This is a genomic window from Bradyrhizobium sp. T-1, from assembly GCF_053592855.1.
In genome coordinates, this window is sequence record NZ_CM132115.1 from 5,792,895 (window position 1) to 5,807,337 (window position 14,443).

The window sequence follows — 14,443 nt, forward strand, 5'->3', positions numbered from 1 at the left end:
CGTCAGCGCGCGCGGCGGGAGAAGAAGGAGATCAGCACCGGCAGCGTCACCAGGATCACGACCGGCGCCAGCATCATGCCGGTGACGACGACGACCGCGAGCGGCTTCTGCACCTGCGAGCCGATGCCTTCCGACAGTGCGGCCGGCAGCAGGCCGACGCCGGCGACCACGCAGGTCATCAGCACGGGCCGGAGCTGCAATTCGCCGGTGCGGATCACCGCGCTCATGCGATCCATGCCCTCTTCGATCAGCTGGTTGAACTGCGAGAGAATGATGATCCCGTCCATCACGGCAATGCCGAACAGCGCGATGAAGCCGATCGCCGCCGAGACGCTGAAGGCGGTGCCGGAGATCAGCAGGCCCAGCACGCCGCCGAAGATCGCCATCGGGATCACGCTCATGGCGAGCAGCGTGTCGGTCATCGAGCCGAAATTGAACCAGAGCAGGATGCCGATCAGCGCCAGCGAGATCGGCACCACGATCGACAACCGCCGGATCGCATCCTGGAGGTTGCCGAACTCGCCGACCCATTCCATGTGCGAGCCGGGCGGCAGCTGCACCTGGTCGGCGATCTTCTGCTGCGCCTCGCGGATGGCGCTGCCGAGATCGCGCTCGCGCACCGAGAACTTGATCGGCAGATAGCGTTCCTGCTGCTCGCGATAGATGTAGGCGGCGCCGGAGACGAGGCTGATGGTGGCGACTTCGCTGAGCGGAATCTGGGTCACGGAACCGTTCGGCCCTGGCGCGCCGATCCGTATGTTCTGGATCGCCTCGGCACTGCGGCGATATTCCGGCGCAAGGCGAACGATGATCGGGAAGTGGCGGTCGGAGCCCGGCTCGTAGAGATCACCGGCGGTATCGCCACCGATCGCGACCTTGATGGTGGCGTTGATGTCGCCGGGGGCGAGCCCGTAGCGCGCGGCCTTGGCGCGATCGATGTCGATCTGCACGGTCGGCTGCCCGAGCGAGGTGAAGACCGCGAGGTCGGTGACGCCCTGCACCGTCGACAGCACCGACTTGATCTTGTTGGCGGTGTCGGTCAGCGCCTGCAGATCACTGCCGAACAGCTTGATCGAGTTCTCACCCTTCACGCCGGAGACCGCTTCGGACACGTTGTCCTGGAGATATTGCGAGAAGTTGAACTCGACGCCGGGGAAGCGGTCGTCGAGCTGCTTGAGCAATTCCGCAGTCAGCACTTCCTTGTCATGCGTGCCAGGCCACTGGCTCGCCGGCTTCAGCGGCGCGAAGAACTCGGCGTTGAAGAAGCCGGCGGCGTCGGTGCCGTCATCGGGACGGCCATGCTGCGACACCACGGACTCGACTTCGGGCCGGGCGCGGATCAGCTTGCGCATCTCGTTGACGTAGGAGTTGCCCTCCTGGAGCGAGATGGTCGGCGGCAGCGTGGCGCGAATCCAGAGATTGCCCTCTTCGAGCTTGGGCAGGAATTCGAGGCCGAGCAGCCGGCCGAGCGCAACCGTCATCAGCACGAGGCCGACCGAGGCGCCAAGCATGATGTTGCGGTTGGCGACAGCCCAATTCAGAACCGGCATGTAGAGCCGGTGCAGGATCAGCATCACCCTGGTCTCGGTCTCCTCGACATGCGCCGGCAAAATGATTGCGGACAGCGCCGGCGTGACGGTGAAGGTCGCGAGCAGGCCGCCGGCGAGCGCGTAGGCATAGGTGCGCGCCATCGGCCCGAAGATGTTGCCCTCGACGCCGGACAGCGTGAACAGCGGCAGGAAGGCCGCGATGATGATCGCCGCGGCAAAGAAGATCGAGCGCGAGACGTCAGCCGCGGCGCTGAGGATGGCGTGGCTCTTCATGCCGAACAGCGTCTCCGGCGACATCTGCTCGGATTCCGTCGTCGGCGTGGTCTGCGTCAGGCGGCGGAAGATCGCCTCCACCATGATGACGGTGGCGTCCACGATCAGGCCGAAATCGATGGCACCGACCGACAGCAGGTTGGCCGATTCCCCGCGCAGCACCAGGATGATCACGGCGAAGAACAGCGCGAACGGAATCGTGGCGCCGACGATCAGCGCGCTTCGGAGATCGCCGAGGAAGATCCATTGCAGCAGCACGATCAGCAGGATGCCCACCACCATGTTGTGCAGCACGGTGTGGGTGGTGAGGTCGATCAGATCCTTGCGGTCGTAGATGCGCTCGATGCGCACGCCCGGCGGCAGGATGGTGGAATTGTTGATCTGGGCGACAAGCTGCTCGACGCGATTGATGGTCGGCGTGCTCTGCTCGCCGCGGCGCATCAGCACGATGCCCTGCACGATGTCGTCGGAATCGTCGAGGCCCGCGATGCCGAGACGCGGCTTCTGGCCGACGGTGACGGTGGCGACGTCCTTCACCAGCACCGGATTGCCGTTGGTCTGCGCGACCATGGTGTTGGCAAGGTCGTCGATTGACCGGATCAAGCCGACGCCGCGCACCACGGCCGATTGCTGGCCGATATTGACGGTGTTGCCGCCGACATTGACGTTGGAATTGCTGACCGCCTGGAGCAGTTGCGGCAGCGTCAGGCCGTTGGCGACCAGCTTGTTGTTGTCGACCTGGAGCTCGTAGGTCCTGCTCTTGCCGCCCCACCCGGTGACGTCGATCACGCCCGGCACGGCGCGGAAACGGCGCTGGAGGATCCAGTCCTGGATGGTCTTGAGGTCGAGCACGCTGTAGTTCGGCGGGCCGACCAGGCGATAGCGGAAGATTTCACCGATCGGGCTCAGCGGCGAGATCTGCGGCTGCACGTTGCCCGGCAGCGGCGCGAGCTGGGCCAGGCGGTTCAAGACCTGCTGCAGCGCCTCGTCATAGGTGTAGGCGAAGGAGAACTGCAGTTTGACGTCGGAGAGGCCGTAGAGCGAGATGGTGCGGATGGTCGTGAGGTTCTTCAGGCCCGCGACCTGGGTCTCGATCGGGATCGTGATGTAGCGCTCGATCTCTTCCGCCGACAGGCCGGGGCTCTGCGTGACGATGTCGACCATCGGCGGGGTCGGATCGGGATAGGCCTCGATGTTGAGCTGATTGAACGCGATGAGGCCGCCGATGAACACGGCGACGAACATGCCGACCATCAGGAAGCGCCGGTTGACGGCAAGGGCGACGAGACGGTCCATTCAGTTTCTTCGCAGTTTCTTGGGGCTCGTCGATCAGCTACCGGACGCCGCGCGGTCGATGAACAGGCTGCCTTTGACGACGATCTGTTCGCCGGGCTTCAGGTTGCTGGTCACCTCGACGAGGTTGCCATTGATAAGGCCGATCTTGATCTGACGGAGCTCGACCGACTTGTCCTCACGCGCGACCCAGATCCGGACCTGATTGCCTTCGTAGATCAGCGACTGCTTCGGCACCGCAGGCGCCGCGCGATCGCCGGCCGAATAGATCGTGACGTTGGCGAACATCTCCGGCTTGAGCAGGCCGTCCTTGTTGTCGATGGTGGCGCGAACCAGCAGACGACGGGTGTTGGGATCGATCGCGGCGGCGACGTAATTGATCTTGGCAGTCAGCGGACGGCCCGGCAGCGCCATCACATTGACCGCGATATCCTGCCCGACGGCGACGGAGGCGGCATCGCTCTCGCGCACAAAGGCAGTGAGCCAGACCGAGGACAGGTCGCCGATCACGAAGACCGGATCGCTGGCACCGGAATTTACGTATTGGCCGGGGCCGATCTTGCGCTGCACGACCGTACCCGCGATCGGCGCGTAGATCGTGATCTCCGGATTGATCGTGCTCTTGCTCTGGAACGCCTTGATCGTCTCGTCGGTGAAACCGAGAATGCGCAGCTTGTTGTTTGCGGCTTCCAGCGCCGTCACCGAGGAGCGCATGTCGTTCTGCGCCTGGACCTGGGTCGCTTCCGCCTGCTGGAAATCCTTGAGCGGAATGGCGCGGCCTTCGTAGAGGTCCTTGGCGCGCCGATACTGGATGTCGGCAAGCTCGAGCGCCGACTTTGCCTTGTTCTGCGACGTCATCGCCGCGATGTAATCGTTCTGGGCCTGCACGGTATCGGCGGCCTCGATTGTGAACAGCGGTTGACCCTGGGTCACGCTCTCGCCGGGCTTGGCGAGCAGCTTGGTCACCCGGCCTGCATAGGGCGAGAACACCGGCGTCGAGCGGTCTTCATCGACCGCGACCTTGCCTTCGGTGACGTACTCGGCGCGGAAGGTTTTGGCTTTGACCGGCTCGATCGTCAGTGTCGCCCACTCGGACGGCGTCGGCGTGAAATTCTGGGCGTTCTTGCGCGACTGGCTGGAGACTTCGGAGTGCTTCTTCTCCTTGGCGTCCGCGAACAGGAAGCCGTAGGCACCAGCCCCGGCAAGTGCCAGTAAAACTACGGAGGTGATGGCCCGTCGTTTTGTAAGCACCTGCAATCTCTTGGTATTTTCAGCTGCCATGGGGCCCGGTCATGTCTGCGACGATCTCGGCAAACGACTGCCTCATCGGTCGCGCTAATAGTGCCGAATTGCGATTTCAAACAACCTAAAAAACGCGGGGTGTCCGTCGGTTTGCGTTAAAATTTTGCGTCACGTCAGCTTCACGTCAGCTTCAGCGCGGCCATTGCGGCGGATGGCTGCCGAGCGGCATCGCCGGACGGCTCCATTGCGCCGGCGTCCTCGACAGCACGGCCGAATGGCGCACCGCCTTCAGCGTGCCGAAGCCAGATGACACCGTTTCCATGAACGCAGCATGTACGGCCTCGCCCGTAAGATCCGGGGTGCTGAGGCCGCTGTCGAGCCGGCCGAGATTCCACAGCCAGCGTCCGGTCTGGGCGAGCGATACGCGCACATGCCAGCTGCCGCCTTCGCGGGCCTGGCGCGCCTTCGCCAACATCGCGCCGAACGCCATCAGATAGCCGGTGGCGTGGTCGAGCATCTGCGCCGGCAATTCCTTGGGACCGTCGATGCCGGCGGCTTTGCCTTCCGCATCGTTGAAACCTGTCGTGGTCTGCACCAGTGAATCGAAGCCGCGCCGCTCGGCCCAGGGACCGGCATGGCCATATGCCGACAGCGTGACGTAGACGATGCCGGGATTGATCTCCACTGCTTGCTCCGGCGAGAAGCCGAGGCTGGCGAGCGCGCGCGGACGATAGCCTTGCGAGACAAAGTCGGCGTCCTTCAACAATGCGCGCATCTGCGCCCTGCCCGCTTCGCTCTTCAGCTCGATGAAGGTGGTGAGCTTGCCACGGCCGGTGTCGATGGTGAGCCAGGGAATCGCCGGCAGATCGGGCCCGGAGACCAGCAGCACATCCGCACCGTGCGCGGCGAGCGTGCGGCCCGCGACTGGGCCTGCGATGACGCGGGAGAGATCGAGCACGCGCAGACCTGCGAGCGGACGATCGCCTTCAGGCCACGGCTTTGGCGGGGCGTCACCGATCTTCTCGACCGAGAGCAGCGGCAATTCGGCGAGCGCGCGCGCCTGCGGCAGCGCGGACCATTCGTCGTAAGAGCGCATCAGCGCAACGACGCCGCCGGCGGCATAGGCCGCGGTCTCGAAATCCGCGCCCTTCCACTGCATCAGTGCGGCCTGCACCTTCTCGCGCTCCGCCTCGCAGCCGAGCACCTTGCAGACGGCGTCGCGGTGATGCGGAAAGTTGGTGTGGCAGCGGACGAAGCGGTTGTCGCCGGTCTTGTAGACGCCGGCGATGGCGTCCCAGGCCGGAGGCGGCCGCTTGTCGTCGAGGCGCAGATAACGCTCGGAACGACATTCGACGACGGCATGGCGGAGATCGACGGTGACGTCCTGCGCCTCGCCGCTGCGCAGCCTCCAGATCTCGGCAGCGGCAAGGCCGGCGGCTGCGATCGTCGTTTGCCCCGCGACGGCGACGCGAAACGAGGACGGGACCTGTGGCTCTTCGCCGGTCAGCCGCACATGTTGAAGCGCGGCCGCATCGCCTCCGGCGGAGGTCCAGATATCCCTCAGAATGTCGGCGGGGCTTTGCATGGCCGCTTCTCTCCCTTAGTTTTTTGCGAGCATTCATGAGCATATGAGGAAATGCAATGGCCGCCATCGATCCCCTCACCGCAGGCGCCGTGTTCGTCGCAACCGCGGCCACCGACGCGGTCTATGTGATGTTCACCTCCGCCGTCGTTGCACGCAAGCGCGTGCCGGCGGCGAGCTGGAGCGCCATCTGGTATCTGCTCTCGTCCTACGCCGTGATCAGCTACACCGAAAACGCTTTCTACGTCGCATTCGCCGCGATCGGCTCCTGGGTCGGCGCCTACGCGTCGCTGACCTTCCTGCACCGTCCGCCCGGCGGCCCGCCGGTGGGGGCGGCGCCGGAGTGAGGGCACGCATATTCGGTGTCATCCTGGCGGAGGCCAGGACTTATCACCCCGGTCGCATGTTGTGGAAATGCACTTTGGCTACGGCATCACGTAACAACACGGATTTGTGGTAATGGGTCCTGGCTTTCGCCAGGACGACGTCGGGAAGGCACACCGTCCATCCGCGCGCGATCAACAAGAAGGAAAATCAAACAATGGATCTCGGTCTCAAGGGCAAAAACGCCATCGTTCTCGGCGGCACGCGCGGTATCGGTCGGTCGATCGCGGCGACGCTGGCCGGGGAAGGCACGCATGTCGCGGTGTGCGCGCGCAATGCGGAGCAGGTTGCCGCCACCGTCGCTGAGCTGAAGGCAAGCGGCATCCGCGCCACCGGCGGCGCGGTTGACGTTTCCGACGGTGCTGCGCTGAAGGCGTGGGTCGAGGGCGCTGCCAAGGAACTCGGCGGCATCGACATGCTGTTTTCCAATGCCGGCGCCATGGCGCAAGGCCACGACCCCGCATCGTGGGAGCAGAATTTCCGGCTCGACGTGCTCGGCGCCGTACAGGCGTTCGACGCGGCGCGACCGTTCCTCGAGACAAGCGGCGAGACGCGCGGCGATGCCGCCTTCGTCATCATCTCCTCGATCTCGGCGGCGCAGGCCGATCACGCCAGCTCCTACGGCCCGATCAAGGCGGCGCTGATCCACATGGCCAAGGGGCTGGCGCGGCAATACGCCAAGAAGAAGATCCGCGTGAACGTGGTCTCGCCCGGTACCGTCTACTTCGAGGGCGGCGTCTGGAACATGATCGAGAAGAACATGCCCGAGCGCTACAGCGACGCGATGAAGCGCAATCCGATGGGACGCATGGCGACGCCACAGGAGATCGCAAACGCCGCGGTGTTTCTGGCAAGCCCGGCGTCATCGTTCACGACGGGCGCCAATCTCGTCGTCGACGGCGCGATCTCGAACCGGGTGAATTTTTGAGGCGCTCGTTCCGCCGTCATGGCCGGGCTTGTTCCGGCCATCCACGCGCAGCCGCACCCGCTTAGAGACGTGGATGCCCGGGTCAAGCCCACGGCTGTCCGGTTTAAATTTATTGGACGAAGCGCATGGCGTTGATTCTACTCGATCCTGGACGTCTGCAAGCGTTCCGGGACACGAATGGAGATCAGCGCCATGCCGCACCACAATACAGTATTTCGCGATCTGCTGAAGCTTGTGCCGTGGCATCGGTTCGAGGCGCTTGTGGACGATCATGATGCCGACGCGCGGGTTCGCCGGCTCTCGACCAAGGGCCAGTTTGTGGCACTGCTCTACGGCCAGCTGTCGGGCGCCTCGGGCTTGCGCGAGATCGTGACCGGGCTTTCGAGCCACGCGGCCCGGCTCTATCATCTGGGCGCGGATCCGGTCCGCCGGTCGACGATGTCGGATGCCAATGCCAAGCGGCCTGTTGCGGTGTTCGGCGAACTGCTGGAAGTCATGATGAAGCAGGCCCATCGCGGGCTGCGCCGCAAGCTCGCCGAGACGACCTATCTAATTGATTCCACGAGTGTGCGTTTGAACGAGCACAGCTCCGGCTGGGCCCGGTTCTCGTCCGGGGTCTGCGGCGCCAAGGTGCACGTGATCTACGATGCCGACGCCGATCGTCCGATCTATGCCGCGGTCAGTGCTGCTAACGTCAACGACATCACTGCAGCCCATCAGATGCCGATCACGCCGGGTGCGACCTATGTCTTCGACCTCGGATATTACGATTATGCCTGGTGGGCCGAGCTTGATGCCGTCGGCTGCCGCATTGTCAGCCGGTTCAAATCCAACACCCCGATCGATGTGGTCAAGGAGCTGCCGGTCACCCCGGGCAGCAACATCCTGTCCGATCGCATCGGCTTCCTCCCGGCACGCCAAGCCAGATGCCGCCGCAACCCGATGCAGGATGCGGTGCGCGAGGTGCGCATCACCACCGAGACAGGAAAGGTGCTGCGCCTGCTGTCGAACGATCTCGATGCCAGCGCCGAGGACATCGCCGATCTTTACCGCCGCCGCTGGGCCATCGAGCTGTTCTTCCGCTGGGTCAAGCAGACCCTCAAGATCACTCGCTTCGTTGGCACCTCAGAAAACGCCGTGCGAATCCAGATTGCCGTTGCCCTGATCGCCTTCCTGCTGCTGCGCCTCGCTCAGGCCACGCAGCAAGCCATTCGAAGTCCGCTCGTCTTCGCAAGGCTGGTTCGCGCTAATCTCATGCAACGCCGCCGTATCGACAACTTGCTCGCCCCGCCGCCGACCGTCCAAGATCAGCGGCAGATGTGCCTAAGTCTTCCTCAAACCTAAACCGGACAGCCGTGGGACAAGCCCGGCCATGACGACTGAGGGTGAGGTGCGCGATCGCTTCAACAGACTCGTCATTGCCCGCGAAGCTCGCAATGACGGGTGAGGCAACATTCCGCACTCACAGCCTCAATGGAAATCCCGCGACGGCGGCAGGATGCGGACGTTGCGGGGGTGGCGGATTTTTTGGGCCGGCATGTCCGCGTGGTCGCGGCGGTCGTCGTTAAGCGGCTCGACCACGGTGGCACCTGCCGGCACCGGAGGCTTGCGGCTCAGGGCGTCGTTGGCGAGACCGACCAGATCGCGCGAGCGGTCGATCATGCGCTGGGCGATCAGATGCGTGACCTTCTCGGGGCTGCTCTGGATATAGCCCTGGACCTCGATGAGGCGCGCACCCATCACCTCTTTGCGGTACTGCTCCATGACCTTGGGCCACACCACGACATTGGCGATGCCGGTTTCGTCCTCCAGCGTCATGAACACGACGCCGCTGGCGCTGCCCGGCCGCTGCCGCACCAGCACCACGCCGGCGCAGCGGACGCGCCGCCGCTCGTTCTCGTGACTGATCTCCTTGCAGGCGACGATCCGCTCGCGCGAAAACGTCTCGCGCAAGAATTCCATCGGGTGGCCTTTGAGTGACAACCGGATGGTCTGGTAGTCGGCGACGACCTGTTCGGGCCGCGGCATCACGGGGAGTGGCTTGGCATGCTCGTCCGGCTGCTCGCGCGCGGTCGCCGCCTCGAACAGCGGCAGCGCCACATCGTCAGGCAGCCGCCGCACCTGCCACAGCGCCTCGCGGCGATCGAGCCCGAGCGAGCCGAATGCATCAGCGTCCGCCAGCAGGATCAGCGCGCGCTTGGGCAGGCCGGTGTCGCGGGCGAAGTCTTCGAGAGAAGTGAACCGCTGGCGGTCGCGAGCCTTGATGATGCGATCGGCCCAGTCCTCCTGAGTGACATGGACCTTGTCCTGCCGCTTCGCTTGCTCCGCCTTGAGGAACTCCTCATCGGGATTGAGCCAGTGAAACCCGTCGATCTGGCGAAAACCCAGGCGGACGGCGCAATATCTGTCGTCAGTGTTCTCCAGCGTGTTCTGCGCAAAGCTGTAGGACACGTCGATCTCGCGCACCTCGACGCCGTTCTTGCGGGCATCGCCGACGATCTGCGCCGGCGCGTAGAAGCCCATCGGCTGCGAGTTCAGGAGGCCGCAGCAGAAGGCGTCGGGATGATGATATTTCAACCATGACGAGATGTAGACGAGCTGGGCGAAGCTTGCGGCATGGCTCTCCGGGAAGCCGTAGGAGCCGAAGCCCTTGATCTGGTCAAAGCAGCTTCTGGCGAAATTGGCATCGTAACCGCGCGCGACCATGTTGCCGATCAGCTTTTCCTCGTATTGGCCGATGGTGCCGACATTGCGGAAGGTCGCCATCGAGCGGCGCAGGCCGTTGGCTTCCTCAGAGGTGAACTTTGCTGCCTCGATCGCAATACGCATTGCCTGCTCCTGGAACAGGGGCACGCCCTTCGTCTTGTGCAGCACCTTGTAGAGCTCATCCGCGGGACCATGCTCGGGCGATGGCGAGGGATAGGTCACCTTCTCCAGACCGTTTCGCCGGCGCAGATAAGGATGCACCATGTCGCCCTGGATCGGCCCCGGACGCACGATCGCGACCTCGATGACGAGATCGTAGAAGGTCCGCGGCTTCAGGCGCGGCAGCATGTTCATCTGCGCGCGGCTCTCGACCTGGAACACGCCGAGCGATTCTCCCTCACACAGCATGTCGTAAACCTTGGGATCGTCCTGCGGGACGGTCGCCAGAACCCAGCGCTTGCCCTTGTGCTGATCGATCAGATCAAAACACTTGCGGATGCAGGTCAGCATGCCCAGCGCGAGCACGTCGACCTTCATCATGTTGAGCGCGTCGACATCGTCCTTGTCCCACTCAATAAAAGTGCGGTCGTCCATCGCGGCGTTGCCGATCGGCACATAGGTGTCGAGCCGGTCCTGCGTTAGCACATAGCCGCCGACATGCTGGGACAGATGGCGCGGGAATTCGATCAATTCGGTCGCAAGCTCGACCGCGAGGTTGATCATGGGGTTTTGCGGATCGAGCCCGGCCTGCCTGACCTGCATGTCGTTGAGACCCTTGCCCCAGCTACCCCAGACGGTGTCGGCGAGCGCGGCGGTGACGTCCTCGGTCAGCCCCAGCGCCTTGCCGACATCGCGGATGGCGCTGCGCGGACGATAGTGGATGATGGTGGCGATGATCGCGGCGCGGTGGCGGCCGTAGCGGCGATAGACATATTGCATCACCTCCTCGCGGCGCGAATGCTCGAAATCGACGTCAATGTCGGGCGGCTCCAGCCGCTCCTTGGAGATGAAGCGCTCGAACAAGAGATCGACCTTGGTTGGATCAACCGAGGTGATGCCGAGCACGTAGCAGACGGCCGAATTCGCCGCCGAGCCGCGACCCTGGCACAGAATGTTCTGGCTGCGTGCGTAATGGACGATGTCGTGCACGGTCAGGAAGTAATGCGCGTATTTCAGCTCGGCGATCAGCGCGAGCTCCTTTTTGAGGGTCGCGCGCAGCTTGTCGTCGATGTTGCCGCCAAAATATTTATCGACGCCCGCCCAGGTCAGGTCCTCCAGATGCCCTTGCGCGGTCTTGCCCGGCGGCACCGGCTCGTCCGGATACTGGTATTTGAGCTGATCGAGCGAGAACTCGATTGTGTCCGCAAAGCGCATGGTCTCCGCGACCGCCTCGGGAAAATCGCGGAACAGCCGGGACATCTCGCGGGGCGTCTTCAGAAAGCGCTCGGCATTAGCTTCCAGCTTACGTCCGACCGCCTCGATCGTGGTCTTTTCCCGGATGCAGGTGAGCACATCCTGCAGCGGGCGGCGTCCGGGATCGTGATAGAGCACCTCGTTGGTCGCGAGCAGCGGCACTTTTGCTTTGGCGGCGAGATCGTCGAGCCGCGCCAGGCGGCGGCGGTCGTCGCCGCGATAGATCAGGCTCGCCGCCAGCCACACACCTTCGGCGCGACTTGCCTTAAGTTTTGAAAGCACATCCAGTGCCTGCGCATCATCGAACCGATGCGGCAGCGTCAGGACCAGGAGCTGGCCTTCAGAAAACTCCAGCAAATCGGCGAAGGTGAGATGGCATTCGCCCTTCTCGATCCGCGTGATGTCGTCGCCGCGCTTGCCCCGGGTCAGAAGCTGGCAGAGCCGGCCATAGGCGGCGCGGTCGCGCGGGTAGACGAGAATGTCGGGCGTGCCGTCGATGAAGACGATCCGCGCGCCGATCAGCAGCTTTGGCTTGTGCAGCACCTTGTCATTGTCGAGCTCGCTGTAGGCCCGCACCACGCCGGCGAGCGTGTTGTGATCGGCAATGCCGATCACGGGAATGCCGAGCTTGCTGGCCTGGTGCACATAGGCGCGCGGATCCGAGCCGCCACGCAGGAAGGAGAAATTGGTGGTGATGCCGATCTCGGCATAAGCAAGCGTATTCATGCGAAGAGACCGTGCACATACCAGTTGGGCGGCGCGGGCTTGCCGTCGGCGTCGAACACCTCGCCCTCGTAAAGACCATCGCGGAAGATCCAGAAGCGCAGGCCCTCGGCATCCTCGATGCGGAAATAATCCCGCGTCAGCTGCTTGCCGTCCTGCCGCCACCATTCCATCGCGATGCGCTCGGGCCCTTCCACCCGCACCACCGCGTGTTTCGCGCGCCGCCAGGTGAATTGATGCGGCGGACCGTCCGGCACGGTCGCAAACGGCACGGTGACCGGCTCCGGCTTGTCGAACAGCCGCAGGGGACGCAGCGGCGGTTCGCTCTCGGCGCGCGCCGGCCATTCGGCCTGCATGGCGACGGCGAGATGATGCTGCGCCGGCGCGGCCAGCACCGCCTGCTCGGGGATATGGGTGTCCTGCGGCAGATGCACGACGACGCGTTTTCCGCCGATCCGCGCGGCGATGCGGTCGATCAGCGCGGCAAGTTCGTCATTGTCATGGACGTGGGCATCGAGATCGCGCTGCTCCTGCACCACGATCTCGGTGCGGCTTGCCGACAGCCGCACCATGTCGAAACCGAAACCGGGATCGAGCGGATCGGCGAGCGCATCGAGCCGTTCGCGGAACAGCCGGTCGATCACGGCACTTCGCGTCACGGGACGTCCGGTCTCGACCATGATCGCACGTACCACGCCGTCGGTGCGGAAGAACGCGGCCTCCAGACGGCGCGCGCCCTTGCCCTGCTTCTCCATGGACGTAATCAGCGTATCCGCCAGCCGCGACAGCGTCATCGCGATCATGGTGTCGGTCGCGATCGGCTCGGCGAAGCGTTTCTCCACGATGTAGTCGGGCAGGGGTTTTCGCGGATTGATCGGCGCATCGCCCTGCCCCAGCGCATGCGCGAGCAGCGTGGAGAACCGTGCACCGAACCGCGCCGTGATTTCACTCGGATTGCGCGAGGCGACATCGCCGATGGTCTTCAAGCCAGCCCGGCGCAGGCCAGTCGTAATCGTCTCGTCGGCACCAAGCGCGGACACCGGAAAGCGGTCGATCGCCGCCGCCTCCCCGCCATCGGCAACAATAACGCCAGGCGTCTGCCGTGTCAGCGTGCGCGCGCAGACCGAGGTGCCGGCAATGGCTGCGCCGACGGCAAAGCCCTGGCGCGCCAGCGCGCGAACCAGCGTCTGCAACAGCGCGGCCTCGCCGCCGAACAGATGCGCGCAGCCGGTGATGTCGAGGAACAGCCCGTGCGGCGGATCGAGCGCCACCAGCGGCGTGAAGCGATCGCACCAGTCGGCGATGTCGCTCAGCATCTTGGCATCGGCCACGACATCGGCGTCGAACACCTTTAAGTCCGGGCACATCGCCCGGGCATTGGCCAGCGGCTGGCCAATGTGCAGGCCGAGGCGCTCGGCGGCTTCATCGAGCGCATGGATCACCAGCGCATTGGTGTCCTTGATGACGACAATGCTGGGATCATTGGTTTTACCCAGCCCGGCGCTGTTGAAGAACCGCTGGATCCGGTCGATGGGCAGGCGCGGCAGCCACAGGCTGAGGATACGCCGACGGTTCAGAGAACTGGCACTCATCACATTTCCATTCCATGATCCACCGGCCACACGGGCCATGACGGTTACGCAACAGCTCGACATCGAAACGCGGCGCGCCCCAGGCACTCCAAGGCGCCGCAGGCATTGAAGCTGAACCCGGCGGCGAATGCGCGGCGCGCAGCATCCACCGCGTTTCCGCAGTCGAGGGCAGCGGCTGCGCCGCCATCCGCAACAGCAAGCCGGTGACGCCGGACGATTGCGCGGCCAGCGTCAGTTTGCGGCTCGCCACCAGATCGAACTGCCTGGTCTCGCCCCAGAGCTCGAGCACGACGGCGCCGAGCGCATCGCAGGCGAGCGCATCGGCCGAGGTGCGCAGCGCGCTCTCGACGTCAGCCGCCCGCACCATCACCACGCGGCGCGGATCGAGGCCGAGCTCGGCGAGCCCGCTCATCGACAGCGCGCCGGCCTCGAGCTCCGAAAAATCCTGCCGCACCCACAAAAGCGGCCGCTGCGTCGTGACGCGGCCCGCAAGCCCGGTGACAAAGCCGGTCGCAACCGCGCCCTGACGCCCTTCGCAAAACACCTCGTGGATCGCCGCGCGTGCGAGTCCGCCTTTCAAGGCGTGGTCCACTTCGCTGTGACCGAGCGCAACGCGGTCGTGATGATGCCCGACTTCCGCCGTCTCGATCCGCTCGATCTGGCTGCGCAAGGTCGCAAGCGCGCTCATGCGTGCGCCGCTCATGCTCGCCGCTCCTTCAGAGGTGATTGCCGATGCCTCTCAAAAAGAGAACCAGCG

At 64.5% G+C, this 14,443-nt stretch carries 9 protein-coding genes; 3 read left to right on the forward strand and 6 right to left on the reverse strand.

The annotated features are described in order from the left end of the window. Window positions 1-2: 2 nt before the first annotated feature. The 3 genes from ACWAT4_RS27950 to ACWAT4_RS27960 all read right to left on the reverse strand — a co-directional run bounded on the left by ACWAT4_RS27950 (window position 3) and on the right by ACWAT4_RS27960 (window position 5,943). A complete protein-coding gene (locus ACWAT4_RS27950) occupies window positions 3-3,119 on the reverse strand; it encodes an efflux RND transporter permease subunit (RefSeq protein ID WP_212425028.1) in 3,117 nt (1,038 codons plus the stop codon). 33 nt (window positions 3,120-3,152) lie between these two features. Next, window positions 3,153-4,397, reverse strand: a complete 1,245-nt coding sequence (locus tag ACWAT4_RS27955; RefSeq protein WP_212447601.1) for an efflux RND transporter periplasmic adaptor subunit — start codon at window positions 4,395-4,397, stop codon at window positions 3,153-3,155. A gap of 151 nt (window positions 4,398-4,548) precedes the next feature. Next, window positions 4,549-5,943 carry a CoA transferase gene (locus ACWAT4_RS27960; RefSeq protein ID WP_449728591.1) on the reverse strand — a complete coding sequence of 465 codons (1,395 nt, stop codon included), beginning with the start codon at window positions 5,941-5,943 and terminating at the stop codon, window positions 4,549-4,551. Window positions 5,944-5,999: 56 nt separating this feature from the next. On the opposite strand from ACWAT4_RS27960, the gene ACWAT4_RS27965 reads away from it, so the two are divergent. The 3 genes from ACWAT4_RS27965 to ACWAT4_RS27975 all read left to right on the forward strand — a co-directional run bounded on the left by ACWAT4_RS27965 (window position 6,000) and on the right by ACWAT4_RS27975 (window position 8,596). Continuing rightward, window positions 6,000-6,287 (forward strand): hypothetical protein, encoded by a 288-nt coding sequence (locus tag ACWAT4_RS27965; RefSeq protein WP_128917193.1) that lies wholly within the window; start codon window positions 6,000-6,002, stop codon window positions 6,285-6,287. Window positions 6,288-6,481: 194 nt separating this feature from the next. Then, a complete protein-coding gene (locus ACWAT4_RS27970; protein WP_449728592.1) occupies window positions 6,482-7,252 on the forward strand; it encodes an SDR family NAD(P)-dependent oxidoreductase in 771 nt (256 codons plus the stop codon). A 192-nt stretch (window positions 7,253-7,444) separates the two neighbouring features. Then, window positions 7,445-8,596, forward strand: a complete 1,152-nt coding sequence (locus ACWAT4_RS27975) for an IS4 family transposase (protein WP_212444482.1) — start codon at window positions 7,445-7,447, stop codon at window positions 8,594-8,596. A 126-nt stretch (window positions 8,597-8,722) separates the two neighbouring features. Here the strand turns inward: ACWAT4_RS27975 and ACWAT4_RS27980 are convergent, their stop codons facing one another. The 3 genes from ACWAT4_RS27980 to ACWAT4_RS27990 are packed head-to-tail and all read right to left on the reverse strand — an operon-like array spanning window position 8,723 to window position 14,389. Further along, window positions 8,723-12,097, reverse strand: a complete 3,375-nt coding sequence (locus ACWAT4_RS27980; protein WP_449728593.1) for an error-prone DNA polymerase — start codon at window positions 12,095-12,097, stop codon at window positions 8,723-8,725. After that, a complete protein-coding gene (locus tag ACWAT4_RS27985; protein WP_449728594.1) occupies window positions 12,094-13,686 on the reverse strand; it encodes a Y-family DNA polymerase in 1,593 nt (530 codons plus the stop codon). The genes ACWAT4_RS27980 and ACWAT4_RS27985 overlap by 4 nt, the downstream gene beginning before the upstream one ends. Then, window positions 13,583-14,389, reverse strand: coding sequence for an ImuA family protein (locus ACWAT4_RS27990; RefSeq protein WP_212300326.1), 807 nt, complete (start codon window positions 14,387-14,389; stop codon window positions 13,583-13,585). Before ACWAT4_RS27990 ends, ACWAT4_RS27985 begins: the two co-directional genes overlap by 104 nt. Window positions 14,390-14,443: the final 54 nt, after the last annotated feature.